The sequence below is a fragment of the Chitinibacter sp. ZOR0017 genome (genome assembly GCF_000799095.1).
In the GTDB taxonomy this organism is placed as follows: domain Bacteria; phylum Pseudomonadota; class Gammaproteobacteria; order Burkholderiales; family Chitinibacteraceae; genus Chitinibacter; species Chitinibacter tainanensis.
The window spans coordinates 94,526-119,679 of sequence record NZ_JTLG01000010.1; the positions used below are offsets into that span (position 1 = coordinate 94,526).

Here is a 25,154-nt window from a genome sequence, read left to right on the forward strand (position 1 = left end):
GCCCCAGCCGCAACAAGGGGGCGTAGCTCAAGGGGCAGAGTCTAGGTCGCTCAGCCCCGCCGCACGGCCTAGCACGGCGCTCAGCGTTAGCCTGCTCACCGCACAGCGCACGGGCTTAATGGCCCCAATCGATCCATGGCTGAAACACCAGTACTGGCGGCCGGGCTTGCGGCTGGCCCGGGCGAGCCTGCAGCAGTAACTCATACAAGCGGGGTTTATTTTGTGGCACCAGCATCAAGGCATTCTGCCCGCGCTGATCTTCCTGCAGCACATCAGCCCCGGCTTGCAATAAGCGCAATACGACCGCTTCATGGCCATTGGCCGCGGCCTGATGCAAGGCCGTACGCCCGTCATGCTTGCACAGCGCCACTTCGGCGCCAAAATCAAGCAAGACCTCCACCACCGGCAAATACCCGGCGGCAGCGGCCAACAAGAGCGGGCGCGATAAGCGCCGGCTCGGCGGATCTACCTCGGCCCCGGCGGCGAGCAAAGCACGCGCCACTTCGGCGTGGCCCTGCATGGCCGCCAGATGCAAGGCCTGATAGCCATCGGCATCGGTTTCACCCAGCCCGAGGCCTTGCTGGATATCGAGTAAACGTTCCACTTCGGTCAGCCGGCCCATAAAGCTGGCCTGCATTAGCGGGCTCCAGCGCACTAAATCCTGCTCTTGCGGCATGACAGTGGCCGGGCCATCGTGATAGATCGTAGGGGTATACGCCGCAACTGCTTTCATATGCTGGCGTTGACGCAAATACCCATCGGCATAAGTTTGGGTATTGGCTTGCTCACGCTCGCTGGCCCATAAAGCCTGCTGTTTGGCGCATAAATCGGCGTACACAATCGAAATGCGCATCAGCTCCTGCGCCGCCGTAGCGGATAAGGGTGTGGCCGTCTGTTGATCGGCAGTGAGAAAAGCCAGCAGCTCATCGCCCAGCGTTTCCTTACCCCAGCGCTGCACAATCCGCGCCACCAAGGTGGGCTGCTCTTGCTGCAGGCGCACAGGAACCAGTTCGGGATAACCAAGTTGGTGCAATAGCTGGGCAAGATCAGACATACGCGGGGCTCACGGAAAATTCAATGAGACCAGCATATCGCCGCCCGGCCCTCGCGCGCGTGGCAGCAATACCACAGTGGCATGGTAGTTTTACCGCGCGGTTTGCATGCGCGCAGGCAGGTGATTAACGGGGTTGTGCTTGCGTTTAGCTGCGCTGATCGCGCGCGAGCCACGGTGGCGGCAAGCCACGGGCGGCCCAGTTGGCCTCTAGGCGCTGCCAGATGGCTTCTTTCTCATCCGCGGGCAAAGCCACCCACATCGCCACTTCGCGCACGGTGCGCCCGCAGCCGCGGCAGACTTCATCGCCCAAGGCAGTTGAACACACCGCAATACACGGCGAATCAGGGCGGTAGTTTTGGCTCATGCAGGTTTTTCCAGTTCGGTAGGTCATTGATCCGTCGTCATATTTCCTTCATGCGGCGGTCGCACATTTGTCATTTTGGCTGTGCATGATCATTTTACACCGATCACGGAGTGCATTAATGGCGAATGAATTACGCTTTCGCAGTATCTGGATTTCGGACGTCCACCTCGGCACTTCGGGCTGCCAAGCCGAGTATTTGCTGGACTTTCTCAAGCACACCGAATGCGATCACCTCTACCTGGTCGGCGATATCATCGACGGCTGGGCGCTGCAGCGCAGCTGGTACTGGCATCAGAGCCACAACGATGTCATCCAGAAAGTGTTGCGTAAAGCCCGCAAAGGTACGCAAGTCACGTTCATTCCCGGTAATCACGATGAAGCCGCTCGTCAGTTTATTGGTCTGATGTTTGGCGAGATCAAGATCGAAGATGAAGTGATCCACACCGCCGCCAATGGCAAACGCTATCTGGTCCTGCACGGTGATCAATTCGATGCCGTGGTGCAATGTGCCAAGTGGCTCGCGATTGTCGGCGATCGCGCCTATGGCATCACGCTTAAGCTCAATCAATGGTTTAACCGTCTGCGCGCCAAGCTGGGCCTTGGGTATTGGTCCTTGTCGCAATACCTGAAGCACAAGGTGAAAAAGGCGGTGAATTTCGTCAATGATTTTGAAGAAGCCGTAGCCGCCGAGGCCAAAAACCGCGGGCTGGATGGCGTGATCTGTGGCCACATCCATAAAGCCGAAATGCGCGATATCAACGGCATTTTGTACTGTAACGACGGCGATTGGGTCGAAAGCCTCACCGCCTTGGTTGAACTACCTTCTGGCGAGCTTAAGGTCATTACCTGGCAAAAAATGTATGCCGAACAGACCGAACAGCTACGCGCCCTGTTTCCTACCCCCGCTCTGACCCCTGCCATTTCACTTAATCGAGGTACAAACGCATGAAAATCATGATCGTGACCGATGCCTGGGAGCCGCAAGTTAATGGCGTGGTTCGCACCCTCAAGCAAACTCGGGCCGAACTGCAAAAGATGGGCCACACTGTGGACCTACTCACGCCGCTGGAATTCAAAACCATCCCTTGCCCCACTTACCCAGACATTCGCCTGTCGATTTTCCCGGGCAGCAAGGTCAATCAGCGCCTGCGCGAATTTGCGCCTGATGCGATTCACATTGCAACCGAAGGCCCACTGGGCCTGGCGGCGCGCAAGTACTGTCTGAAAAATAAACTGCCGTACACCACTGCCTATCACTCGCGCTTTCCAGAGTATGTGCAGCTGCGTTTTGGCATTCCGCTGGCGTGGACTTACGCCTGGCTTGGCCGCTTTCACAATTCGGCTCAGGCCGTGATGGCGCCGACCCGGGTCGTGGTCGAAGATCTGGAAGCGCGCGGGATTAAAAACGTGGTGCTGTGGTCACGCGGTGTTGATCTGGAGATCTTCAAACCGGGTCGCCGCGACAAGCTGGCGTCACGCGCACCGATTTTTGTCTATGTCGGCCGGGTGGCGGTCGAGAAAAATGTGCAAGCCTTCCTTGAGCTGGATCTGCCCGGCAGTAAATGGGTGGTGGGCGATGGCCCTGCGGCCGCGGGCCTGAAAGCACAATACGGCAATATGCCGAATGTGCACTGGCTGGGCGTACTCAATCAAGCCGAGCTGGCCGAGGTGTATAGCAGCGCCGATGTGTTTGTGTTCCCGAGCAAAACCGATACCTTTGGCTTGGTGCTGCTCGAAGCCATGGCCTGCGGCTGCCCGGTGGCCGCATATCCTGTTACCGGCCCGATTGATGTAATTGGCGCCGACGGCCCCGGCTCGCTGCACGAAGATTTGCGCGAGGCCTGCATTGGCGCGCTGAAGCTGGATCGCGCCGAAGTACGCCGCTTTGCCGAGCGCTACTCGTGGGCCGCCGCAAGCCGCCAGTTCCTTTCACACCTGCATCCGTTTACCCAGACGGCGCAGCAAGAGCTACAGCTGATCGAGCAAGGCGCGGGTGGCGAATAAGACGCCAAAACTGCATACGCACCCAAACAAAAACCCGGCCTAGGCCGGGTTTTTAAATGCTGCCGAAATAACATACATCGGCAGGTATCTGCAGCCAAGCAAATATAATCAGGGCTTGGCTAGATATACCCCTAGAAGCGATTAATCCGTGCTACATCAGCAAAACGACGGGCAGCTTCTTGGGCGGTCATATTGTCATTGCGCCAGAAGGTATGTACCACCTCAAACCAGCCCATCCGCACATCATCCTGCACCGCCATATTGTGCGCCCACGACGGCACCAATACGCCTTTGTGCGCCGCATCGGCAAATTCACGCGCCGACTGGCGGGCGTAATCATCGTATCGTGCCAGATCCACATCCGTACGCGCCGGGATATTACCTTTGTACAGGTTGAATACTTCCTGCCCTTCACGGCTCATCAACAGGCTCACAAAATCTTGCTGCGCGGCGATGGCTTTCGGCTCTTTCAGGCGGAACATGGTGAGCGTATCGGCGGCAAAGCTGTATTCACCATTCAAGGTAGGCGATGGAATGCACAGATAATCCACGCCCTGCTCTTTGCCGGCCTGCACAAATTCACCCTTGGCCCAATCCCCCTGAATAATCAGCGCGGCACGGCCATTCACCACATCGGCGGTGGCCAGATTCCAATCGCGGCCGGCGCTATCTGGAGTGCAATACGGCTTCATCCGGCGCAGGGTTTCCAGCGCTTTGAGCATGGCCGGGCCAGTTAAGGCGCTTTGATCCAGCTGGCTAAAGGCCTTCACATAAAAATCAGCCCCACCCTGCCCCAAGGCCAAGGCTTCAAAAATGGTAGCCACTTGCCAATGTTGATCGCCCAGCGCCAGCATCGGGATATTGGCCTGCGAAAACCGCTCGGCCACGGTGAAAAAATCATCCCAGGTTTTGGGCACATTCATGCCCATGCGTTTGAATAGCGCGGCGTTAATCCACATCATATTCACCCGCGCCACCCCCAGCGGCACCGCGACATACTTACCATCGGCCTGCATCATCCGATCCAGCACCGCCGGCAACAGCTCGGACCAGCGCTCGCGGCGAGCGATTTCGGTGAGATCGGCCAGCACACCATCTTTGGCCCAGTTCTGGATTTTGACCCCACCAATCGCCGCGGCGGTCGGCGGATTACCGCCAGCCACCCGCTGCTTGAGCGAGCCCATCGGGTTATCGCCACCGATTTGTGCATCCACCCAGTGGTGATCTCGCTGATTGAGCAACTCTTTAATCGCCGATACGGCTTTGGCCTCACTCGAAGCCTGCCACCAGTGCAATACCTCAATATCGGCCAAACGATAACTACCCACGATTTCCAGCAGGCGCTTGGCACGGTCATCCAGCGACAGAATCGTTTTGCTTGCTTGCTGCAAGGCCGAATCGGTGGCCATGGTCATCACATTAATTTGCTCGGCGGAAGTCGCCATCGACACCGCCGCGGATGATTGCTCGGTGGTTGAGTCAGCAATCTGGCGCACCAAGCTCACCACATGATCCATACGCTGGCGAATATCCAGCATATGCGAGCGCGCATCATCAGCCAGCGTCACGCTTTGGCCAACTTGTTTGGAGGTGACGGCCATATTGCTGACGGCGCGGTCGGTTTCCAGCCCCACCGATTCAATTTTTCGGGCGATTTCGATCGTAGCCTGACTGGTGCGCTCGGCCAGTTTACGTACTTCATCGGCCACCACCGCAAAACCCCGGCCTTGCTCGCCGGCGCGGGCGGCTTCAATGGCGGCATTCAGTGCCAGCAGATTGGTTTGATCGGCAATGTCTTTAATCACGCCGATAATGCCGCTGATCTCGATCGAGCGCTCGCCCAGGCCATCCATGGTCGTGCCCAAAGCCACCATGGCATTCGATACCTTGCCGACTTCTTCCGACACCCGCTGCACCGATTCAGCGCTTTCGGTAGAAATATGCTGGGTTTCGGTGGCGACCGCATCCATATCCCGGGCGCTATCGGCAATGTGGTTGATACTGACGGTGATTTGTTCCACCGTGGCGGCGGAAGACGCCGCAAAATCCGATTGGCTGCGCGTGTCTTTGGCCATTTGCGCGGTCACAGCGCTTAATTCATGCAGGCTGATCGCCAGCCCTTCCATTTCGCGCTGCACATCGCGCAACACACGTTGAAACTTGGCCACAAACTGATTGTAGGCCTCGGCCATTTCGCCTACTTCCCCCGGAAACACTGGCAAGCGCTGGGTGAGATCACCATGTGCGCCCGCCTGCTGGCGAATCGCATCGCGCAGTTCCTGCAGCTGCCCCAGATTACGCCGGGTGGCAAACCATAGCCCACCCAAGAGCGCGGCCAAACCCACGAGGCCAATCAGCCACAAGGTGCCTTGTTGAGTCTCAAGTAGCAGGCTCATCGCCAGCAGGCTCACAAAATACACCCCGCCAGCCAGCATCAGGATCAGAGTACGAATCGGCATATTGTTATTTCCCAGGTCATTCGTTGGTTTTGCGCAGATACGGCGGCCTAGCCGCCAAAGCAAGAGAATAATCGATCTGGCAATTGGGGATCATCGCAAGTCAGCACTTGGCGTGGCAATTGTTGCGCCAATCCCGCAATGCAGCATGGGCCGCACGATTAATTATGGTTGAGGAATATTGAAAAGAAAGGCCGAGAGGCCATTTGCTAGTAAGAAAAGACGACCGAGACCTGCCATGTTGCAACTGCTCCGCCACCACTACCGCCAATGGTGGCTTAAACGCCACCCGATCGAGGATGCGCTATGGCAACCGCTCTCTACCATGCCGATTTTACGCGGGCTGGATGAAGGCGAGATGAAACGCCTGCGCGAGCTGGCGGCCTGGTTTTTGCGCACCAAAACCATTACCCCGGTGGCCGGCATCGAGCTTTCCGACCCGATGCGGGTCATTCTGGCCATGCAAGCCTGTTTGCCGATCTTGAATCTGGGCTTTGATGCTTATGACGACTGGCATGAAGTGATCATTTACCCCAGCCAATTTATTAGCCAGACCCGCGAGCGTGATCTCTCCGGCCTCGTGCACGAGGGCGAGCAGATTTTGGCTGGCCAAGCCCGCAGCGATGGGCCGGTGCTGCTGTCTTGGCACGATGTGATGGAAAGCCCGTGGCTGGATGGCTTTAATGTGGTGATACACGAGTTGGCGCACAAACTGGATATGCGCAATGGCTACCCCAATGGCGAGCCACCGCTGCATTACGGTATGAATCGCGATGACTGGAAAGCGGCGTTTCAAGCGGCTTATCAGGATTTGCAATGGCGGGCCAATGCCGGCCACCCCAGCGAAATCGATCTGTACGCCGCTACCGATCCGGCCGAATGCTTTGCCGTCCTGAGCGAGATGTTTTTTGAATCGCCGCAGATTTTAAACGCCAACTACCCGCAGGTTTACCGGCAATTGCAGCTCTTTTATCGGCAAGACCCCATCGCCCGCCTGAGTCGTGTACGCTATCGCCCCGTCTCTGATCTGGAAGCCTTTGCCGCCGTATGACCGACCTCACCTTAAGCGGCCTGCTCACCGCACACGCCCCGGCCGAACTCATTGCCAAAGCCCAAGCCCTGGGCCTGCCGCTGTGGACTGACATCCCCCCTGAGGCCAGCCATGTATTGTGCTGGCAGGAAGACAGCCTGCGCCTGCAAGCCGTGCATGAAAAAGCCCCGGTCTGGGTCGACCTGGTGGGCGGGGCGGCGGCGCACCGGCGGCAATTTGGCGGCGGCCGCGGCCAACCGGTGGCCAAGGCCGTAGGCATCAAAGGCGATTATCTACCGCGCGTGCTCGATGCCACCGCCGGCTTGGGGCGGGATGCCTTTGTGTTGGCGAGTTTAGGCTGCCAGCTCACACTCATCGAACGTACCCCTGTGGCGTATCTGCTGCTAAAAGATGGTCTACGCCGCGCAGCGGCCGATACCCAGGTAGCCGAAATTGCCCAGCGCATGCAACTGCATTTTGGTGATGCGCGCAGCTGGCTCACCGAGCTGGCCGCGGGCAGCGGGCCATTGGCGGCGCAAACCTTTGATGTGGTTTACCTCGACCCGATGTTTCCCGAACCGGGCAAACGCGCCAAATCCAAAAAAGACATGGCCGCGTTTCAAACCCTGATTGGTGGCGACCCGGATGCCGATGCATTGCTGGCCCCGGCGCGGCAAATTGCCCGCAAACGGGTCACCGTGAAGCGCCCGCGCCTGGCGCCCGTACTGGCCGGGGTGAAACCGGATTTTTGTCTGGATGGCGATAGCACCCGCTTTGACGGCTATTTACCCACTCGCCCGGCCGAGGCCGCGGCCGGCTAAATACTGGCCAGCGCAAGGCGGCGATGACGGCATTGCCGGTGATGAGTGCCCGATGCCTGTGCGCTTAAGCCTAAGCCACTAATCCAGACTCAGCTCCAGATCCGCCAGGTGCCGGTGCGCTGCGATACGCTCGGCATTGGGTTCATCGGTGCTCAGCACCCAGGCTTCGGCCTCAGCCGGGCTGCGCCCAAATTGCTGATGGCGCCAACACAGGCGCTCGCGCCGCACCAGATCGGGCACTGCCAGATAGCAGCTTAAATCCAGCAGCGGCCGCACCTGCTGCCAGCCCAGCTCGGGCAAGAGCAGATAATTACCCTCGGTAATCACCAGCGGGGTGCGCGCCAGGATCGGAATCGCGCCCGCAATCGGCTCTTCGATTTCGCGGCGAAAGGTGGGTGCGTAGATGATCTCATCCGCACCTTGCCGGCGTAGGCGCTGCAGCAGCGCCACATAGCCCGCCACATCGAAGGTATCGGGCGCACCTTTGCGCGCACTGCGCCCCAGCCGCGCCAACTCGACATTGGCCAGATGAAAACCATCCATCGGCACCAACACCGCTTGCTCGCCCAGCGCCGCCAGTAGCCGCTCGGCGATGGTGGATTTGCCCGCACCGGGCGCGCCCACCAGCCCCAAAATCCGCCGCTGCCCGCTCTGGGCCAGCGCTTGCGCCTGATGCACCAAGGCCATGAAATCCATGCTGCACTCCTTGCTGAACAATAGGCTCAGGCTAAAAGTCCTTCGTGCAGCGCACAACAAGGTCTTGCATACACCCCCAGGGTATAGCCGCAAAGACTATTTAATTTAATAGCCAGAACCATATACCCAAGCAACTTAGCTAGTATGCCGCTCGCTCCCATAAATCCCGACCTACCGCCGCATGATTGTCTATTTTTGTCCGCTCATTTCACCGCTTTTGCCCTTATCTCCGCCAATCACCTCGCGCATACTGGCTTCACCCCATCAGCCCAGGAGTCACAAAATGTCCGCCGCCTTATTGGTCATCGATGTCCAGCAATCGTTTGAACACCGCCCCTTCTGGAGCACCGTCGATTTACCCGCCTATCAGGCCAATCAGCTTGCGCTGATTGATGCTTGCGCGGCGGCGGCGATTCCGGTGGTGAATATCCTGCATGTCAGCCCTGAGGGCGTGTTTGCCAAAGCCAGCGGCTGGGTGTGGCCGATGCAGTTTTTGCGCCATCAGCCCGCCGCCACCTTTGAAAAAGGCGTACACAATGCACTCACCGACTCGGGCCTGCTCGCGTGGCTAGCAGCGCGACACATCAAGCGGCTGATTATCAGCGGCATGCGCACCGAGCAATGCTGCGAAACCACCGCGCGGGTGGGCGCAGATCTGGGCTTTGCGATCGAATTTGTTACTGATGCCACGCTCACCTTCGCCATGCAAGGGCCCGATGGCCGCTACTATAGCGCCAGCGAAATTCAGGCCCGTACCGAGCTGGTCTTGGCGCAGCGCTTTGCCCGGCTCTGGACGACTGCAGCGCTGTGCGCCACACTGCAAGCCAACCCTAACGCGCTGGAGACTTGCCATGCTTGAAATGCGCCCCCATTGCGAGCGCTGCGCGCTAGCGCTTCATCCCAGTGGCGAAGCCTGGATTTGCAGCTATGAATGCACGTTTTGCCCGGCCTGTGCCCAGCAAGAGCTGGCGCAGCAATGCCCCAACTGCCGAGGCGAACTGGTGCGCCGCCCGCGCCGCCTAGCTAGCGAGCCCAATTATGCGCTGGCGTGATTACCTGTTGGCGCTAGTGGTGGTCAGTAGCTGGGGCTTTAATTTTGTGGTGATCCGCTGGGGGCTGCACGGTTTGCCGCCGATGCTGCTGGGCGCGCTGCGCTTTTTATTGGTAGCGGTACCAGCGGTGTTGTTTATCCCGCGCCCGGCCCTCGCCGCGCGCTACTGGCTAGCTTATGGCGTGGTGTGGGGCGTGGGGCAATTCGGTTTTCTGTTTACCGCCATGCAGGTGGGCATGCCGGCGGGGCTGGCTTCGGTGGTGCTGCAGTCGCAGGCCTTTTTCACCCTGCTCTTTGCCGCGCTGTGGCTGGGCGAGCGCTGGCGCTGGTTTCAGCTGGCGGGGCTGCTGGTGGCGGCCGGCGGGCTAACGCTGATTGGCCTCTCGCATGGCGTGGGCTTGGGCGCGATGAGCCTGCTTGGCTTTAGCCTCACTTTGTGTGGCGCGGCCGCCTGGGCGCTGGGCAATATCTTGATCCGCCAGCTTAGTCGTCAGGGTATAGCCTTCCAGGCCAGTCATTTTCTAATCTGGGCGGCAATACCCCCGATTATTATCTTCTCACTGCTGAGTCTGTGGCTGGATGGCCCCACCGCCATCGCCACCGCCATTCGCGATATTTCGCTGCGCTCGATTTTGGCCGTGCTGTATCTGGCCTGGGTAGCCACGATCTTGGCGACTTCAATCTGGAACCGGCTGCTGCAGGACTATTCGGCCAATCAGGTAGCGCCGTTTAGTTTGCTGGTGCCGTGGTTTGGCCTCGCCAGCGCGGCCTTATTGCTGGATGAAGCACTGCTACCGCAGCAATGGCTGGGGGCGGCAATTTTGATGCTGGGTTTGCTGCTGAATGTATTTGGCGGGCGCTTAGCAGGCTTGCCTACATTGGGGCGCGGGCTGGCCAGCAAGCTGGGCTGGGCCCCGCGGCAGGGTTAAAACATGCGCGATGTGTATTTTGTCCTCAGCCCGCATTTTATGTTGCTGGATCTGGCCGGCCCCGCTGAAGTGCTGCAAATCGCCCGCGAACATGGTGCGGCACTCAATTTGCAGCTGGTGGCGGCCGAGCCCGAGCTGCGCTCATCGATTGGCCTGATGCAACACCGGCTCGACCCGCTACCCAGCCCGCTGCCCGCGGGCGCCTTGGTGGTGCTGATCGGGGTGCAAAATTCGCGCGAGAATCTGCGCCTGCCAGCCGCACAAGCCATTGTGAGCTGGCTGCAGCGCGAATTTGATCCCCAGCAGCACCAGCTGGCTGGGATTTGCTCGGGCACCATGCTGGCCGCGCAGACCGGCTTGCTGGCGGGGCGGCGCTGCACCACCCACCATGCACTGATCGAACGTTTGCGCCAAACCGCGCCACAAGCTTTGGTAGAAGAAAACCGGCTGTTTGTCGAAGACGGCCCCATCGCCACCAGCGCCGGGATTACCGCCGGCATCGATCTGGCGCTGCATATTCTGGCGCGCGAGTTTGGCCCGGCGCTGACGCAAAGCGTGGCGCGGGAAATGGTGATCTGGTTGCGCCGCAGCGGCAATGATCCGCAGCTCTCGCCTTGGCTCGCACACCGCAATCATTTGCAGCCGCTGGTACACAAAGCGCAAGATTTACTCAGCGCCGAGCCGCGCCAGCGCTGGACTTTAGAAACCCTGGCCAATACATTGCACACCACGCCGCGCACCCTTAGCCGGCAATTTGCCCAGGCCACCGGCATCAGCCCGCATGCCTATCAGCAAAGTCTGCGCTTGGCGCTAGCGCAGCAATTATTGGGCAATCCGGCCTTGAGCATTGAAACCGTAGCGCTAGAAAGCGGCTTTAGCTCAGCGCGCGATTTTCGCCGGGTGTGGCAGCAGCAATTTGGCCGCTTACCCAGCGCAAGTCGCGACCAAGCTGGCGAGCTGGATAGCCAGGTATAGCGCTAAGATCCATACCCGGTAATGCCTATAACCGTATACCTAATCAGGTATCTATCCACGCCATTAGTTACCGAGGATATTGAGCTCACCAGTACGCTCAAACGACAAGCCACCCGGCAATAGCGGCGCGTACACTTTGCCGGTTAGCTCGTACTTCAGCTTGGCGCTACCCAGCTGCAAAGCCTGAATTTGCTTAAACACGCCCGAGAGATTGGTGGTGACATTCAGCTTCACCACTTTTTCCCCCAGCCGCGGCAGATCGAGCTTTTCGTTCGTGACGCCTTGGGCAAAGTGCTGGCCATTGAGCGCGACTTTCACCTGCAGGCCATCGAGCGGAATCTCATAATTATTCGGGTTTTGCACCCGCAGATGCAGCACAAACTGCTGCTCAACGAGACCAAGTTTGCCCACCGAAATGCCGGCCAGGCTCACCTGTGGCTTTTCAAAACCATTCGGAATCACGCTGCATGAGCTCAGCAGCACAACCGCGCAGCAGCACAGCAGCAGCTTTTGCACTAAACGCGCCCACATCATGCGCCCTCCACGGCATACTGCAGGCGGCGCAAACGCTCGCCCAGCTCACCGACCAAGCTTTGCGCGCCTTGCTCGCGCGGATGCAGCACGGCAAAAGTGACCTCGGCTTCGGCCACCAGCTTGCCATTGTCTTGGCGCACAATGCGCTGCTCGATAACGCCGTCTTTTTCGCCCAGCGTGGCCAGCCGAGTGTGGATTAAGAGCTCATCGCCCATAGTGGCCGGGCGTTTGTAGCGAATATCAATGCGGCTCACCACCAGCGCTAATTCGCGCTCGGCATACCATTGCACGCCACCGTACTCTTCCAGTAGCGCCCAGCGGGCCTCTTCCAGAAATTCCAGATAGCGGGCGTTATTCACATGGCCGTATAAATCCAGATGATAACCACGGACTTTAATCAGAGTAGGCGTTGCCATAAAAACTCATGTGGGTTGCGATTGGTGCCCCGATCATAATGCGCTTTAATCCGCTGCGCCATGCCTGCGCCACGCCGGCTGTGCGGGCAGGTGCGGCGTGGCAATGGGGTTTTTCACATCCTGCTTTTGTTTCAGCGCTTTCTTATGGATAATCGACCGATTCGCGCGTTTAGAAAGTGGTTATGGATTGGCGTCATTCCCGTCCGGTACGGATATTAATATTACTGCTGTTCACCCTGAGCCTATTGCTGGGGGTGCTGCCCTACTTTCTGTCGTCCGACGCCTTACGCCAGCAGATCATCACGCAGGTCGAAAGTGATACCGGCCGCAAGCTCAATATCAGCGGCCGCGCGCAACTGGTGTTGCTGCCCCGCCCCGCGCTGCTAGTGAGCAATGCCACCCTCTCCGAGCCCAATGACAGCACGATTTTTGCCCACGCCGATCGCATTAAAGTCGTGCTGCGCCTATGGCCGCTTTTGAGCCAGCAGGAAACCGTGGTTCACGCTATCGAAATCGATGAGCCCGAACTCAATATCGTGCGCAACGAAAACGGCGCTTATAACTTCGAAGACCTTCTGAGGCCGCGCAACGACAAAATCAAAGTCGCGCTGGATAATCTGACCTTCAATCAGGCGCGCCTGAGCTGGAAAGACGAATTCATCGGCGAAGCCGTGACCATCTCGGCGCTGGATTTGCGCATGAGCGAGCTCACCGATCCGAAAAAAGGGCAACTGAGCATCGGCGGGCATATTGCGATTGGCGATGATCCGAAGCAGCCACTGTGGCTGGGCAATATCACCGGCGAAGCCGCCATGCGCTATCTGGAAAAAGAGCGCACGTTGCGGGTTGCTGATATTCAATTCGATATTGTGCAATCCGGCGAAAGCGCGCCCGATTGGCAGCTAAAACAAGCGCAACTGCAAGCACGCGGCAACCTGAATTATGGCTGGGCGCCGCTTAAGCTCACCGGCGGGGATATGTCGGTGGCCATCAGCGCCGTGCGGGCTGGCCAGCATTGGAGCGGCCAGGTCGATGTGCCGGAAATCAAGCTCACCGATAGCGCCCTGAATCTGCACCGGCTGAAAATGCAGCTGGCGATGAAAGACCAGCAGACCGAGCTGGCTGTGAATACCAGCATCCCCACGCTGGGTGGCGCGCATCGCTCTTTCCTGCGCACCAATAATGCCCAGATCAATGTGCGCTATAAAAGCCCGCAGCAGCAGCTAAATCTGCAATACAACAGCCCGCTGGAGCTTTATCGCGGCTCGCTCATTCGGCTGGCCGATTACAAACTCAACGGCAATTACACCAACCGCAGCCTGCCGCGCGGGGCCATCCGCTTTGAGCTGGATGGCCGTGGTGATCTGGATTTGCGCAATGAAATCCTTAATCTGGAAAGTACCGGCAAGCTGGATGGCGAAAACGTCACCACCCAGATCAATATGGAGAACTTCCTCGCGCCGCAATACCGGCTAAATCTGGATGTAGCCAAGCTCGACCTCACCCCGTATCTGCCAGCCGTAACCGCCGGCGCCAAAACCGTTGATCATGCGGCGCAGCTGGATTTATGGTGGCTCAAAGAGCTGAACGCCATCGGCGCCATCCGCATTGGCGAGCTGGTATTACAAAATATGCACGTCGATGATCTATCGATGAAGCTGATCGCCCGTAACCAGCGCCTGGTGCTCGATCCGCTCTCGGCCACCATTTACGAAGGCCGCCTCAATGGCCGCGCTGAAATCGATGCCAGCAAAAAACCGGTGTATTTCCGCCTCGAGCAAGTGCTCAGCAATATGAATATCAACACCCTGCTCACTGATGTGATCGATAGCAGCCGCTTTGAAGGTCGCAGTAATCTCACCATCGACATCGCCGCCGTGGGCAATAAGCTTTCCGATCTGCGCCACACCGCCGGCGGCACCGTGCGAGTAAGCCTGAAACAGGGTGCGATTCGCGGGATTGATATTCCCGCCTTGCTCAATAGCGCCAGCCAGCAGATCAAGCTGATGAATGGGCAAATCACCCCTAGCGCGCAAAAAGATGCCCGCACGCAATTCTCGGCACTCAACGCCACTTTTAATCTCAAGCATGGCGTGGCCAGTAATAACGACCTGAATGTCAGCGCGGGGATCTTGCGGCTAGCCGGCGCCGGCCAGATTGATCTGGGCCGAGGTGAAATTGATTACCGCATGCAAGCCAGTGCCAACTCGCAAGTGAGCGCACTCAGCGGCTTGGCTGGCCTTGTGTTGCCGATCAGCTTTACCGGCCCGCTCAATGCGCCGGTGTATAAAGCCGACTACAGCAGCTTAAAAGAGCAGCTGGTGGCCAAACAGCAAGCCGAAGCTGCGGCCCGCGTGCGCGAGGCCGAACGCAAAGCGGCCGCGGCCAAAGCCAAGGCGGAAGCGGAACGCAAAGCGGCCGAGCGCAAAGCCGCCGCCGAACGTAAAGCGGCGCAGCAAAAAGCCAAGGCCGCCGCCAAACCCACTCCCAAACCCAGTAAGCCCCGCTAAGCATGTCTGATTTTGCAACCCGCCTGATCGCCTGGCAGCGAGAACACGGCCGGCATGGCCTGCCGTGGCAAGTGGCAGATGGCTATCACGTCTGGCTGTCGGAAATCATGCTGCAGCAAACGCAGGTGACGACGGTACTCGATTATTACCCGCGCTTTCTGGCTAAATTCCCAACGATTTTTGATCTCGCCGCGGCGCCGCTCGATGATGTGCTCGCGCTGTGGAGCGGGCTGGGCTACTACACCCGCGCGCGCAATCTGCACAAATGCGCGCAAGCCGTGGTGGCGCAATACGGCGGGCAATTTCCCAGCGACCCGGCGCTGGTGGCCGAGCTACCCGGCATTGGCCGCAGCACCGCCGCAGCGATTACGGCCTTTTCATACGGTACGCGCGCGGCGATTTTGGATGGCAATGTCAAACGCGTGCTCACGCGCTGGGCCGGCATTGAGGGCTATCCGGGCGTGAAAGCGGTGGAAAACCGGCTGTGGGATTTGGCCAATGCCTTGCTACCAGCCGCAGGCATCGAGGCCTATACGCAAGGGCTGATGGATTTGGGCGCCACCGTCTGTACGCCGAAAAAGCCCACGTGCCTGACCTGCCCGATGAGTGCCGATTGCCAAGCGCGATTATCCAATCGCCAAGCCGAGCTCCCAACGCCCAAGCCGAAAAAAGCCGTGCCGGAAAAATCAACCGTCATGCTAATTATCCGCAACACACAAGGGCAGATTTTGCTGCAAAAACGCCCGCCCACCGGCATTTGGGGCGGGCTGTGGAGCTTGCCCGAGGTAGATAGCACCCTTACGGCCAGTGAGCTGGCAGCACAGCAATTGGGCCTCGATATCGAGCTGGAACCCGCCCTGCCCGATTTTGTGCATGTGTTCACGCACTACAAACTGACCATCACGCCGCAACCGGCCTATGTTACTGGAGCCCAAGCTGTACGCTCGGATCAAACCCAGTGGTTTAGTCAGCAAGAGGCTTTGGCCGCCGGCATTCCCACCCCGGTGCGCAAACTACTGCTCAGCTAGGTGAGTTGGGCTGACTACAACGGCACTCATTAGCCGTAATCGCCAAACTACTTGCCGAGGATGAGTGAATGACTACCACCTCAGACCAGGCCCAAAGGGGTATACCCCCATTATCAAATACCCAAATGGCCTGAAGTTATATACCCAATACGGGTATATAAAAAATATATGACAGGTACATCGGGATAATCCGCGATTTTCAAGTCTACACCTGCCCCGTAAGCTGCCGCGCATTGATTGGGAGTGGCAGATGCAGTTACAGCACAAACAAGGTTGGACTCTGATCGAGCTAATGATCGTAGTCGCGATTCTCGGTATTTTGGCAGCCTTGGCGTTGCCAGCCTATGGCCGTTATGTGCAGCAGGCGCGACGGACAGAAGCCTTTAGCCAGCTCAGTAAAATCCAGCAGCTGCAGGAAAAATATCGCGCCAATAACTTAAGCTACGCCACGCTGCCTCAACTGGGGCTCACCGCCGCTGGGCAAACCACTTATCTGAGCGAGAACGGCTACTACCGGCTGCAAATCTTGTCGGGGGTAGGCAGCAACGGCTATGTGGTGCAAGCCATTGCCCAAGGCCCACAGAGCCGTGACAGCGGCTGTACCACGCTGGAAATCATGCTCAACAATGGGCAAGAAATCCGCAGCCCAACACGCTGCTGGCGCAAATAACTAAAATAACAATTTCGCCCGCGGATCCAGCGCCGCGCGCAGCCCTTCCCCAATCATCACCAGCAACAGCATCAGCGTCAGCAGCACCGCAAAGGTGCTCAGCGAAATCCACCACGCATCCAGATTGGCTTTACCCTGCGCCAGCAATTCGCCTAATGACGCCGTTTGCTGGCCAACGCCCAGCCCCAGAAAATCCAGACTAGTCAGCGCCAAAATCGCCGCGCCCATGCGAAACGGCAAAAACGCCAGTACCGGGGTCAGGCTATTGGGCAGCACATGGCGGCGGATAATCTGCCAGTGGCTCAGCCCCATGGCACGCGCAGCCAGCACATAATCCTGGCTGCGAGTGCGTAAAAACTCGGCCCGGGTGTAATCGGCCAGCCCCAGCCAGCCAAACAGCGTCATTAAAATCAGCAGCAAAGTCAGGCTAGGCTCAAATATCGCGCTGAAAATAATCAGCAAATACAGCTCTGGCAAAGAGGCCCAAATCTCACTCACCCGCTGGCCAAATAGATCAATCCGCCCGCCAAAATAGCCCTGCAGTCCGCCGATGAATACCCCGAGCAGCGAGCCCGTTAAGGTCAGCGCCAAGGCAAACAGCGCGCTGGTGCGAAAGCCATAAATCAGCCGCGCCAGCAAATCGCGGCCCTTGTCATCGGTGCCCAGCCAGTTTTCGCTAGAGGGCGGCGCCGGATTGGGCGCGCTGGCAAAGTAATTCAGCGTATCGGCGCCATAGCGATTGGGCGGAAACAGCGTCCAGTTGCCGCTTTGCTGCAGCTGTTGCTGGATAAACGGATCAAGATAATCGGTGGGGGTGGGGAAATCACCGCCAAAGGTGGTTTCCGGATAATCCTGCAGCAGCGGCGCATACCATTGCCCCTGATAGCGCACCAGATAAGGCTTATCGTTGGACAGCAGCTCCGCGCCCAGGCTCAGTAGCAACAGCGCCGCAAACAGCCACAGGCACACATAAGCGCGCCGCTGGGCCTTAAAGCGCGCCCATGCACGGGTCCAATAACCTTGCTCCGCCATGGCGGTACTGAGGGTGTGATTGTTCATTATGCCCGCTCTCCTACCGCCGCAAATTGCACCCGCGGGTCGACCAATACATACAAGATATCCGAGAGCAAACGCCCGATCAGCGCCAGCAAGGTAAAGAAATACAAAGTGCCCAACACCACCGGATAATCGCGCCGCAGCACCGATTCATACGCGAGCAGCCCCAGCCCATCGAGCGAAAACAGCGTTTCAATCAGCAGGCTGCCGGTGAAAAACGCCGCGATAATCGCCTCCGGCAAGCCCACCAGCAGCGGCAGCGCCGCATTACGCAAAATATGCCGCCAGAAAATCCGCCGCTCCGACGCCCCCTTGGCCCGCGCCGTGCTCACATACTGTTTATGGATTTCCTCCAGAAAGGCATTTTTGGTCAGCATGGTCAGGCTGGCAAAACCGCCCACCACCATCGCCGTCACCGGCAACGCCAAATGCCAGAGCAAATCCATCGCCTTGCTCAGCACCGAGAGGGTGGCCCAGTCATCACTCATCAGCCCGCGCAGCGGAAATAGCTGCCAAAACGAGCCGCCGCCAAACAGCACCAACAACACCACCCCCAGCACAAACGACGGAATCGCATAGCCCACTAGCAACACCAGCGTCGTCGCTGCATCAAAGCGCGAGCCCTGCCGCACCGCCTTGGCCACGCCCAGCGGCACCGCAATCAAATAGGTCAGCAGCAAGCTAGAGATGCCTAGGCTCATCGAAACCGGCAGCTTTTCGCGGATCAGCTCGGCCACGCTGGCATGGCGAAACCAGCTCTCGCCCAAATCAAAGGTCGCATAGCTTTTCAGCATCAACCAGAAACGTTCGTGAGCCGGCTGATCAAAACCGTATTGCGTTTTAATTTGCGTAAGCTGCTCCTCCGTCAGCCCCCGCGCGGCCTGATACGCCCCGGCCGCAGTACCTGCGGAGGTATTGCCTGCAGATTCAGCCGCCCCGCGGCCTTTAAGTTGATACATCAGCTGCTCGACTGGCCCACCGGGGACAAACTGGATCACGACAAAGCTGACGAGCAGCACGCCAAAGAGCGTGGGAAGCATTAGCAGCAGGCGTTTGAGGATGTATTGCAACATATTTTCTAATCCACTTTGTAAGTCGGCAATATCCAAAACAAGTCCGACCAATCAGGCGTTACCGCTTTTTTTACTCAAAGCTAGGCCTGCTACCGCAGGCGGTAAACCGGCGGTTTCGCCCGCCAGACGAATCAGGGGCAGTCTTGCCTTGCCCCTGATAACCCTAACGCGCCCGATCGACTCGAAACCCCGTTTGAAAATGCCACGGCGAGGCACCGCTACAACTCGCGTCGCGCTAACGTCGCGACGCTCAAACACGACGCGGCTTAAAACCTCGCCGAGTCATTTTCAAACGGCTCGCCTCCACGGGCGATGCGTACTAAGCACAACAGGGTATATCCACCAAAGCCATGTGTTAAATCATTCTCAGAGCTATACCACGGCATGTATATGCCACGCTCGTGAAACTAGGGCTTGAATTCCCGTGTAGCGAAAACCGCAGCAAGGAGAGAGACAAACGGCCTTTTGTTTGGCTCTCGACGCGGCAAGGGCAGCGCGGAGCACTTTTCGCCCGGGTCGCCTTCTCTTGCTTACTTCTCTTGGCGAAGCAAGAGAAGTAAGTGCCGCGGCGCATAGCCGCCAATCCCGCCTTGTCTTCACGATGTTTTTTAAAGCTAACGACTGTTATTTAGCTGACTCAACGATCAGACCCACAGCTTTCAGCAATAAATCTCTTTATTGCAATTCTCGCGGCCATCAAGTCATCAATCGATTGCTTAAAAAAGTCTAGGCCATCTGACTCATTACACCTAAGAAGAGCATGATTGAATTTAAACCCTTTACTATGGACTGGATATTTCAAGCTCTGATAATAGTCATCCACATTACACCCAGAAGAACAACAAAACTCCCTAAAAATCTCGGGGCAATTTTTAAGACAAATATACTTTTCATAAAAAATCATAAAATCACAACTGCTTATTTTATCACCAACGTCCGACAACAACCCACTTAGACTATGCGTCCCCTTCGCCAATTCCCCAGAATTTAAAATTACCAACGACTTCAAACTAAGTTCGACCCCATGATAAAACAAAAAGAGCAATGGCTCTGCAATTCTAGAGTCAGACCACTTAAATGCTTCATCCATAACTTCACTATCAACACCGTCCCAACCTTGCCACTGTATTGAACTTTTATTCCCTCTATTAACAAGTTCCTCGGTGGAGTTCAAATACAACTGCCAATAGTTCAACGCCAATTCAAAAAATAAAATCGCATCCATCTTTGCATTATTCAAAACCTGTCCCCACTCTCAAATACATCACTTCACCCACCACGTCGCCAACATCCAATCCCCCGCCTGATAATACCGCGGCATGGTTTTTGGCATGGCAAACCGATCCCGCCATGCCACGCGGTGCGTGGCACTGTACCAGTGCGGAATGATGTAATGCCCCGCCAACAAGGCACGATCGAGGGCGTGGACGGCGGTGATTTGGGCGGCGCGATTCGGGGCGGCCAGCACGTGGCCGATTAGCGCATCAATGGCCGGGTTTTTAATGCCGATGACATTGCTACTGCCCTTCACATCAGCCGCTTTGCTGCCGTAATAATCGAGCAGCTCTTGCCCCGGGCTTTGCACATCGGGAAAGCGCAGTACCGTCACGTCAAAATCAAAGCTATCCAGCCGGCGCTGATATAAGGCGAAATCGATATTGCGCAGCTTGGCAGTGATGCCGAGCTTGGCCAGATTGCGCGCCAGTGGCGGAAAGACGCGCGCCATCGCGCCGCCGTCGTCCAGAATCTCGAATGTAAACGGCTCGCCCTTGGCGTTGCGCAGTGCGCCGTCGCGGTAAGTCCAACCCGCTTGTTTCAATAATTCACGCGCTTGGCGTAGATTGTCGCGCAGCGAGTTAGGTGGATTAGTGTTGGGGGGCGCGGGTAGCTCACCAAACACCGCCGGCGGCAAATCTTTCGCCAGCGGTTTTAATAAAGCCAGCTCTGCCGCACTCGGCTTGCCGCTGGCCGCCAGCTCGCTATTGGCGTAAAAGCTATTGAGGCGCACGTATTGGCTGTAAAACAGCTGGCGATTGAGCCATTCAAAATCCAGCGCCAGCCCCAAGGCTTGCCGTACGCGGAGGTCGGCAAATAGCGGCTTGCGGATATTCAGTACATAGCCTTGCATGCCGCTGCTGTTGTGGTGGCGCAGTTCGCGTTTGAGGATCTCGCCGCTGCGAAACTTTGGCCCCTGATATTGCCGCGCCCAATTGCGCGCGCTGTATTCGGTGATGAAGTCAAACTCGCCGGCCTTGAAGGCTTCCAGCCGCGCGGTTTCGTCCTGATAGTAGCGGTAGGTGACGCGCTCGAAATTATATTGGCCGCGTCGCGCCGGCTGCTGCCAGCCCCAATAATCGCTACGACGCTGATAGCTGATACTGCGGCCGAGCTTGAAGGCGGCAATTTGATACGGGCCGCTGGTGATCGGCGGCTCGAGTGCGATCTGGTCTAGCCGTTTGCCGGCGCCCCATTTATGCGAAAACACCGGCAGGCTGCCGACAATTTGCGGTAGCTCCCGATTGGCCGTGCTAAAGCGGTAGCGCACGGTGCGCGCATCGAGCACATCGCACGCCAGCACATCCGCGAGCTGAGCGGCAAATTGCGGAGCGGCATAGCGGCTGCGCAGCTGGGTGTAGCTGTGCAGGACATCCTGCGCGGTCACCGGATCGCCATTATTAAAGCGGGCCTGCGCATTCAGCCTAAAAGTAACGGCCTTGCCATCGGGCGCCACGCGGATATCGTCGGCCAACAGGCCATACATGGTGGCGGTTTCATCCAAGCTCATAACGCCCAGCGATTCAAACATCAGCGCGCCCAGCCCTGCGGCGGGTGTGCCCTTCAAGATCAGCGGATTAAAGCTATCAAAGCTATTGCGCCGGTCGGGATTGGGTAGCAAGAGCTGGCCACCGGGCTTGGCTGCCGGGTCGGCATAGGCAAAGTGGCGATAATCAGCGGGGTATTTGGCTGCATCACCCAAAGTATAAGCATGCCCGGCCCATACACTAGGCAGGTATAGCAGCAGGCAACTGAGCAGGATTTTTTTCATACTGCCTATCTTAATCCAAAGCCCCGCCGCCCTCCTTGCGCCAACCGTTTGGCGTCACAAATGCAAGACAATCAGCGGAAAACAGATGTCAGGCCGGCATTTCGCCGCTAGATTGAAGGCATGCTCAATCTGCGCCCCTCCCCCCTTTTGCTACTGCCTATGTTGCCGAGAATGTGGCTAGTCGCGCTGCTGTGGCTTGGCGTGGCTGCGGCGCAGGCCAGCACCCTGAAGGCCTATACCGAGGAATTCGCGCCGTTTAATTACACCCGCAATGGCCAGCATCTGGGCCTCGCGAATCAGATTCTGGAACGGGTCGCCCAAGAGAGCGGCATTCGCATTGAGCGCTTCAGCCTACCGTGGCTGCGCGCAGTGCAAGCCAATCAGCAAGAGCCCGATAGCATCATCTACACCATGGTGCGCACCCCCGCACGTGATAAGCAATACGTGTGGGTGGGGCCGTATGATGATTGCGATCTGGTGATGATGCGGCTCAAACCGCGCACCGACATCGTGATTCAAAATCTCAAAGATGCCGAACGCTATGTATTGGGCGCTCCGCGCGGCGCAGCGGGGATTCAAACCCTGCAAAATGCCGGCTTTAATATGAAACGGGTAGATACCACTTCGGCCGAAGAAAATCGCACAGTTAAAATGCTGTTTGCCCAGCGCTTTGATTTATCGGTTGGGCTGCTGATTCCGCATATCTTCAGCGCCCGTGAGCTGGGGCTGGACGCCAGCCAGATTGTGCCGGCCTTTACGCTGGCCAAAGGATATGGCTGCTATTTTGCCTTCAACCCGATGGCGAACCCGAATTTAGTGAGCCAGTTTCGCGCCGCCTATCAGCGTCTGCAAGAGCGCGGCGAGATCGAGCGGATCCGGCAGCAATACCTCGCCAATCCGGGGCAGAATGCTACGCCAAGCGTGGTAAAATAATCTTTTACTTCTGACGGTGCAGGCATGGCTTATCTAGCCTTGGATACCTCTAGCGAACAACTTTCTCTGGCGATCGCCCATGCTGGGCAAATTCACGCCCGCGTGTGGCAGGTGGGCCAGAAACATGCTGAGCTCACCCTGCCCGCCTTACGCACCTTGCTCACCGAGCTAGGCCTTGAGATGGCCGCGATTACCGGCATTGCTTACCCGCAAGGCCCCGGCTCGTTTACCGGCCTACGTATCGGCTGTGGCATTGCCCAAGGGCTGGCGTTTGCCCGCAATCTACCAGTGGTAGGTGTTTCTACGCTCTTGGCTTTGGCCGAGCGCAGTGGTGCCTTGCAAGCCTATGTGTGTATCGATGCGCGCATGAATCAGGTGTATACCGCCGCCTATACGCGAGCGGCGCTAGATCAGCCATGGCAAATGGTCCTGGAAGAACAGGTGTGCGATCCAGATGCAGTACCGCTACCGCCTGGTGAGGGGTGGCTTGGGATTGGCACTGGTTTTGCGGCATATGCGCAAGCTCTGCAAGAGCGCTTAGGCGCGCAGGTAAGCCAAATCGCCGCCAGCGAACAAGCCAATGCTGAGCAGCTACTGCAACTGGCGCTGCCGCGCTTTGCCAGTGGCGACGTTCAACCCGCGCATGAGGCCAATCTGGTGTACTTGCGTGACAAAGTCGCGCTAAAAACCAGCGAACGAGTTGCCAAATGACTACCTACCGCATTGCCCGCCTCAGCGCTGCCCATGTCGCCCCATTGGCCGATTTAGATGGTGAAACCAATCCCCATCCGTGGACAGGCAAACAGTGGCTTGATTCGCTCAGCCACCATGACTGCTTTGGGCTCTGGCAAGGCGAGCAATTACTGGGTTTTGCTGTCGCGATGGCGACGCTGGATGAAGCCGAAATTTTGCTGATCGCCATTCACCCCGAGCGCCAAGGGCAAGGTCTTGGCCGGCAACTGCTTCTGGCGGTTGAACGCGAATTAGCCAATGAAGGTGTACGACAGCTGTTTCTCGAAGTGCGCGATAGCAATCAAAGCGCGCGCGGCTTTTACCAAAGCCTAGGCTGGCAAGAAAGCGGCCGGCGCAAAAATTACTACCCCTGTCTACCAAGCTCGAGTGACAGCCAGTCATCACTGCGCGAAGACGCGATTCTGTGCAGCAAAGCCTTAGCCATCCCCAGCACACTGCCGCAAGAAGCTCAGGAGCTGGCATGAATCGGCGCGCAACCGTACTCAACGAGCTGGGGCTAGCGCCACTGTGGGTACGGCGCGAGCAGCTTGCCGCCTGGCAAGAAGCAGCGAACAGCGCGACAGCCGCTGAAGCTGCGCCAGCAGAGCGCGCAGCACCGCATCAAACCACGCCTGCCGTATCCGCCAGCGAGCCTGCATTTACACCCCTCGCGCAAGCGGCCCATCACAAGATTGAAGCGCAACTCGAGCATGCGCCCAGCACGATCACCAAAGCCCCTTCCCAAGGCGCTGCGGCTATTCATCAGGTGCTGCAAGCCCGTAAACCGGGGCACACCCAAACTAGCAACCCAGTTCCGCCACAACTCGAAACACAGCTCGACGAGCGCGCCAGCGCGATTGCCCAAATGAATTGGGCAGAGCTACAACAGGCCATTCGCGATTGCACCGCTTGCAAACTATGCCAAACCCGCACGAACACAGTGTTTGGTGTGGGCAACCCACAGGCGAAACTCGTGGTCGTCGGGGAAGCGCCGGGCGCAGAAGAGGATGCGCAAGGCGAGCCATTCGTAGGCAAGGCTGGGCAATTGCTCGACAATATGCTGGCCAGCATCGGTCAGCGCCGTGGCGATGGCGTATTTATCGCCAATGTCCTCAAATGCCGCCCGCCAGGGAACCGCAACCCGCAAGCCGATGAAGTGGCACAATGCGCGCCATTTTTACATCGCCAACTCGAGCTGATTGCCCCCAAAGTGCTGTTTGCCAGCGGCCGATTTGCCATCTCCAACCTACTGCAAGATGATGCGCCTATTTCAGCTTTGCGCGGCAAAGTGCATCAATATCGCCAGTTGCCTGTTGTGGTCAGCTACCACCCCGCCTATTTGCTACGCAATATGCCCGACAAAGCCAAAGCGTGGCGTGATTTGCTTCTACTGAAAACGACGCTTGAAAAATAACCAAGTAGCCTTAGCTATACCGCAGTTATGGAAAAGGCATACCCTACCGGGTATACCCCCAAAATCCAAGCGAATTAATAGTCTAGGAAATATACCCCTTAAAAAATATTTGCGAGATTTCTTCTCGCAATGCTTTAACGAACAAAAAGCCCAGCGTAGCTGGGCTTTGTTTTTGGGTTATGTTTGCGCCGCGGGCTTGGGCGCGGCCGGTTCGCGGTGCTGCTGTCTGTCGTGGGTTTTATGTGGGACTGAGGGCTTCGCTTGCTGGTGTTCAGCACCCCGCCATTTCCGCCGCGCAAAGCAAAAAGCCCAGCTCTTCCGAGCTGGGCTTCTTTAGGGGAGTCTGGCAATGACCTACTTTC

General features: G+C 57.7%; 25 protein-coding genes. 15 read left to right on the forward strand and 10 right to left on the reverse strand.

All coding sequences use genetic code 11. The annotated features are described in order from the left end of the window. Window positions 1–115 precede the first annotated feature (115 nt). Window positions 116–1,054, reverse strand: coding sequence for an ankyrin repeat domain-containing protein (locus L991_RS16285; RefSeq protein ID WP_052190551.1), 939 nt, complete (start codon window positions 1,052–1,054; stop codon window positions 116–118). Window positions 1,055–1,199: 145 nt separating this feature from the next. After that, entirely contained in the window at window positions 1,200–1,418 is a 219-nt protein-coding gene (locus tag L991_RS03360; protein ID WP_052190552.1) for a DUF1289 domain-containing protein, read from the reverse strand. A 118-nt stretch (window positions 1,419–1,536) separates the two neighbouring features. On the opposite strand from L991_RS03360, the gene L991_RS03365 reads away from it, so the two are divergent. Together L991_RS03365 and L991_RS03370 are read left to right on the forward strand one after the other, a co-directional pair. Next, window positions 1,537–2,367, forward strand: a complete 831-nt coding sequence (locus tag L991_RS03365) for a UDP-2,3-diacylglucosamine diphosphatase (protein ID WP_034619901.1) — start codon at window positions 1,537–1,539, stop codon at window positions 2,365–2,367. Further along, entirely contained in the window at window positions 2,364–3,422 is a 1,059-nt protein-coding gene (locus L991_RS03370) for a glycosyltransferase family 1 protein (protein ID WP_047392224.1), read from the forward strand. The genes L991_RS03365 and L991_RS03370 overlap by 4 nt, the downstream gene beginning before the upstream one ends. Window positions 3,423–3,553: 131 nt before the next feature. Here the strand turns inward: L991_RS03370 and L991_RS16290 are convergent, their stop codons facing one another. Further along, window positions 3,554–5,881 (reverse strand): extracellular solute-binding protein, encoded by a 2,328-nt coding sequence (locus tag L991_RS16290; RefSeq protein ID WP_052190553.1) that lies wholly within the window; start codon window positions 5,879–5,881, stop codon window positions 3,554–3,556. Window positions 5,882–6,116: 235 nt separating this feature from the next. Here L991_RS16290 and L991_RS03380 point away from each other — a divergent pair, with 235 nt between their 5' ends. Next, complete coding sequence (locus L991_RS03380) at window positions 6,117–6,929, forward strand: zinc-dependent peptidase (protein WP_081986479.1); 813 nt, start codon at window positions 6,117–6,119, stop codon at window positions 6,927–6,929. Beyond that, window positions 6,926–7,729 carry a class I SAM-dependent methyltransferase gene (locus L991_RS03385; protein ID WP_081986481.1) on the forward strand — a complete coding sequence of 268 codons (804 nt, stop codon included), beginning with the start codon at window positions 6,926–6,928 and terminating at the stop codon, window positions 7,727–7,729. The genes L991_RS03380 and L991_RS03385 overlap by 4 nt, the downstream gene beginning before the upstream one ends. Window positions 7,730–7,807: 78 nt before the next feature. Here the strand turns inward: L991_RS03385 and L991_RS03390 are convergent, their stop codons facing one another. Continuing rightward, window positions 7,808–8,425 (reverse strand): nucleoside/nucleotide kinase family protein, encoded by a 618-nt coding sequence (locus tag L991_RS03390; protein ID WP_028450962.1) that lies wholly within the window; start codon window positions 8,423–8,425, stop codon window positions 7,808–7,810. Between the two features lie 283 nt (window positions 8,426–8,708). Between L991_RS03390 and L991_RS03395 the strand changes: the two genes are divergently transcribed. Genes L991_RS03395 through L991_RS03410 form a run of 4 tightly spaced genes read left to right on the forward strand, consistent with a single transcriptional unit; the run spans window position 8,709 to window position 11,380 of the window. Beyond that, window positions 8,709–9,284 carry an isochorismatase family protein gene (locus L991_RS03395; protein WP_047392227.1) on the forward strand — a complete coding sequence of 192 codons (576 nt, stop codon included), beginning with the start codon at window positions 8,709–8,711 and terminating at the stop codon, window positions 9,282–9,284. Further along, the gene (locus tag L991_RS03400) at window positions 9,277–9,477 is read left to right on the forward strand and encodes a DUF1272 domain-containing protein (RefSeq protein WP_047392230.1); all 201 of its coding nucleotides are present in this window, start codon (window positions 9,277–9,279) and stop codon (window positions 9,475–9,477) included. The genes L991_RS03395 and L991_RS03400 overlap by 8 nt, the downstream gene beginning before the upstream one ends. After that, the gene (locus L991_RS03405; protein WP_052190554.1) at window positions 9,464–10,405 is read left to right on the forward strand and encodes an EamA family transporter; all 942 of its coding nucleotides are present in this window, start codon (window positions 9,464–9,466) and stop codon (window positions 10,403–10,405) included. Before L991_RS03400 ends, L991_RS03405 begins: the two co-directional genes overlap by 14 nt. Before the next feature lie 3 nt (window positions 10,406–10,408). Then, window positions 10,409–11,380, forward strand: a complete 972-nt coding sequence (locus tag L991_RS03410) for a GlxA family transcriptional regulator (RefSeq protein ID WP_047392232.1) — start codon at window positions 10,409–10,411, stop codon at window positions 11,378–11,380. A 63-nt stretch (window positions 11,381–11,443) separates the two neighbouring features. Here L991_RS03410 and L991_RS03415 read toward each other — a convergent pair whose 3' ends face one another. Further along, window positions 11,444–11,914: an LEA type 2 family protein gene (locus tag L991_RS03415; protein WP_028450965.1), complete on the reverse strand. Its 471-nt coding sequence runs from the start codon at window positions 11,912–11,914 to the stop codon at window positions 11,444–11,446. Then, complete coding sequence (locus L991_RS03420; RefSeq protein WP_047392236.1) at window positions 11,911–12,330, reverse strand: thioesterase family protein; 420 nt, start codon at window positions 12,328–12,330, stop codon at window positions 11,911–11,913. The genes L991_RS03415 and L991_RS03420 overlap by 4 nt, the downstream gene beginning before the upstream one ends. Window positions 12,331–12,512: 182 nt before the next feature. Between L991_RS03420 and L991_RS03425 the strand changes: the two genes are divergently transcribed. From L991_RS03425 to L991_RS03435, 3 genes are all read left to right on the forward strand, one after another. Beyond that, on the forward strand, window positions 12,513–14,840 hold the full coding sequence (locus L991_RS03425; protein WP_047392238.1) for an AsmA family protein: 2,328 nt from the start codon (window positions 12,513–12,515) through the stop codon (window positions 14,838–14,840). A 2-nt stretch (window positions 14,841–14,842) separates the two neighbouring features. After that, entirely contained in the window at window positions 14,843–15,868 is a 1,026-nt protein-coding gene (gene mutY, locus L991_RS03430; RefSeq protein ID WP_047392240.1) for an A/G-specific adenine glycosylase, read from the forward strand. A gap of 250 nt (window positions 15,869–16,118) precedes the next feature. Then, entirely contained in the window at window positions 16,119–16,538 is a 420-nt protein-coding gene (locus tag L991_RS03435) for a type IV pilin protein (protein WP_047392242.1), read from the forward strand. Here L991_RS03435 and L991_RS03440 read toward each other — a convergent pair whose 3' ends face one another. The 4 genes from L991_RS03440 to L991_RS03455 all read right to left on the reverse strand — a co-directional run bounded on the left by L991_RS03440 (window position 16,539) and on the right by L991_RS03455 (window position 21,713). Continuing rightward, window positions 16,539–17,597 carry an ABC transporter permease gene (locus L991_RS03440; RefSeq protein ID WP_081986483.1) on the reverse strand — a complete coding sequence of 353 codons (1,059 nt, stop codon included), beginning with the start codon at window positions 17,595–17,597 and terminating at the stop codon, window positions 16,539–16,541. Beyond that, on the reverse strand, window positions 17,597–18,667 hold the full coding sequence (locus L991_RS03445; protein WP_047392244.1) for an ABC transporter permease subunit: 1,071 nt from the start codon (window positions 18,665–18,667) through the stop codon (window positions 17,597–17,599). The genes L991_RS03440 and L991_RS03445 overlap by 1 nt, the downstream gene beginning before the upstream one ends. A gap of 637 nt (window positions 18,668–19,304) precedes the next feature. Next, on the reverse strand, window positions 19,305–19,892 hold the full coding sequence (locus L991_RS03450) for a HEPN domain-containing protein (RefSeq protein ID WP_047392246.1): 588 nt from the start codon (window positions 19,890–19,892) through the stop codon (window positions 19,305–19,307). Between the two features lie 39 nt (window positions 19,893–19,931). After that, the gene (locus L991_RS03455; protein WP_047392249.1) at window positions 19,932–21,713 is read right to left on the reverse strand and encodes an extracellular solute-binding protein; all 1,782 of its coding nucleotides are present in this window, start codon (window positions 21,711–21,713) and stop codon (window positions 19,932–19,934) included. Between the two features lie 159 nt (window positions 21,714–21,872). Between L991_RS03455 and L991_RS03460 the strand changes: the two genes are divergently transcribed. The 4 genes from L991_RS03460 to L991_RS03475 are packed head-to-tail and all read left to right on the forward strand — an operon-like array spanning window position 21,873 to window position 24,792. After that, complete coding sequence (locus tag L991_RS03460) at window positions 21,873–22,646, forward strand: ABC transporter substrate-binding protein (RefSeq protein ID WP_197053792.1); 774 nt, start codon at window positions 21,873–21,875, stop codon at window positions 22,644–22,646. A 24-nt stretch (window positions 22,647–22,670) separates the two neighbouring features. After that, window positions 22,671–23,357, forward strand: a complete 687-nt coding sequence (gene tsaB, locus L991_RS03465; protein WP_047392254.1) for a tRNA (adenosine(37)-N6)-threonylcarbamoyltransferase complex dimerization subunit type 1 TsaB — start codon at window positions 22,671–22,673, stop codon at window positions 23,355–23,357. Continuing rightward, entirely contained in the window at window positions 23,354–23,863 is a 510-nt protein-coding gene (gene rimI / locus L991_RS03470) for a ribosomal protein S18-alanine N-acetyltransferase (RefSeq protein ID WP_052190555.1), read from the forward strand. The genes tsaB and rimI overlap by 4 nt, the downstream gene beginning before the upstream one ends. Then, complete coding sequence (locus tag L991_RS03475) at window positions 23,860–24,792, forward strand: uracil-DNA glycosylase family protein (RefSeq protein ID WP_047392257.1); 933 nt, start codon at window positions 23,860–23,862, stop codon at window positions 24,790–24,792. Before rimI ends, L991_RS03475 begins: the two co-directional genes overlap by 4 nt. The last annotated feature ends 362 nt before the right edge of the window (window positions 24,793–25,154 follow it).

Bases quoted from the DNA above. Each gene is read 5' to 3' on its own strand.
- L991_RS16285 (WP_052190551.1), bottom strand. From the start codon at position 1,054: ATGTCTGATCTTGCCCAGCTATTGCACCAACTTGGTTATCCCGAACTG.
- L991_RS03360 (WP_052190552.1), bottom strand. From the start codon at position 1,418: ATGAGCCAAAACTACCGCCCTGATTCGCCGTGTATTGCGGTGTGTTCA.
- L991_RS03365 (WP_034619901.1), top strand. From the start codon at position 1,537: ATGGCGAATGAATTACGCTTTCGCAGTATCTGGATTTCGGACGTCCAC.
- L991_RS03370 (WP_047392224.1), top strand. From the start codon at position 2,364: ATGAAAATCATGATCGTGACCGATGCCTGGGAGCCGCAAGTTAATGGC.
- L991_RS16290 (WP_052190553.1), bottom strand. From the start codon at position 5,881: ATGCCGATTCGTACTCTGATCCTGATGCTGGCTGGCGGGGTGTATTTT.
- L991_RS03380 (WP_081986479.1), top strand. From the start codon at position 6,117: ATGTTGCAACTGCTCCGCCACCACTACCGCCAATGGTGGCTTAAACGC.
- L991_RS03385 (WP_081986481.1), top strand. From the start codon at position 6,926: ATGACCGACCTCACCTTAAGCGGCCTGCTCACCGCACACGCCCCGGCC.
- L991_RS03390 (WP_028450962.1), bottom strand. From the start codon at position 8,425: ATGGATTTCATGGCCTTGGTGCATCAGGCGCAAGCGCTGGCCCAGAGC.
- L991_RS03395 (WP_047392227.1), top strand. From the start codon at position 8,709: ATGTCCGCCGCCTTATTGGTCATCGATGTCCAGCAATCGTTTGAACAC.
- L991_RS03400 (WP_047392230.1), top strand. From the start codon at position 9,277: ATGCTTGAAATGCGCCCCCATTGCGAGCGCTGCGCGCTAGCGCTTCAT.
- L991_RS03405 (WP_052190554.1), top strand. From the start codon at position 9,464: ATGCGCTGGCGTGATTACCTGTTGGCGCTAGTGGTGGTCAGTAGCTGG.
- L991_RS03410 (WP_047392232.1), top strand. From the start codon at position 10,409: ATGCGCGATGTGTATTTTGTCCTCAGCCCGCATTTTATGTTGCTGGAT.
- L991_RS03415 (WP_028450965.1), bottom strand. From the start codon at position 11,914: ATGATGTGGGCGCGTTTAGTGCAAAAGCTGCTGCTGTGCTGCTGCGCG.
- L991_RS03420 (WP_047392236.1), bottom strand. From the start codon at position 12,330: ATGGCAACGCCTACTCTGATTAAAGTCCGTGGTTATCATCTGGATTTA.
- L991_RS03425 (WP_047392238.1), top strand. From the start codon at position 12,513: ATGGATTGGCGTCATTCCCGTCCGGTACGGATATTAATATTACTGCTG.
- mutY (WP_047392240.1), top strand. From the start codon at position 14,843: ATGTCTGATTTTGCAACCCGCCTGATCGCCTGGCAGCGAGAACACGGC.
- L991_RS03435 (WP_047392242.1), top strand. From the start codon at position 16,119: ATGCAGTTACAGCACAAACAAGGTTGGACTCTGATCGAGCTAATGATC.
- L991_RS03440 (WP_081986483.1), bottom strand. From the start codon at position 17,597: ATGAACAATCACACCCTCAGTACCGCCATGGCGGAGCAAGGTTATTGG.
- L991_RS03445 (WP_047392244.1), bottom strand. From the start codon at position 18,667: ATGTTGCAATACATCCTCAAACGCCTGCTGCTAATGCTTCCCACGCTC.
- L991_RS03450 (WP_047392246.1), bottom strand. From the start codon at position 19,892: ATGGATGCGATTTTATTTTTTGAATTGGCGTTGAACTATTGGCAGTTG.
- L991_RS03455 (WP_047392249.1), bottom strand. From the start codon at position 21,713: ATGAAAAAAATCCTGCTCAGTTGCCTGCTGCTATACCTGCCTAGTGTA.
- L991_RS03460 (WP_197053792.1), top strand. From the start codon at position 21,873: ATGTTGCCGAGAATGTGGCTAGTCGCGCTGCTGTGGCTTGGCGTGGCT.
- tsaB (WP_047392254.1), top strand. From the start codon at position 22,671: ATGGCTTATCTAGCCTTGGATACCTCTAGCGAACAACTTTCTCTGGCG.
- rimI (WP_052190555.1), top strand. From the start codon at position 23,354: ATGACTACCTACCGCATTGCCCGCCTCAGCGCTGCCCATGTCGCCCCA.
- L991_RS03475 (WP_047392257.1), top strand. From the start codon at position 23,860: ATGAATCGGCGCGCAACCGTACTCAACGAGCTGGGGCTAGCGCCACTG.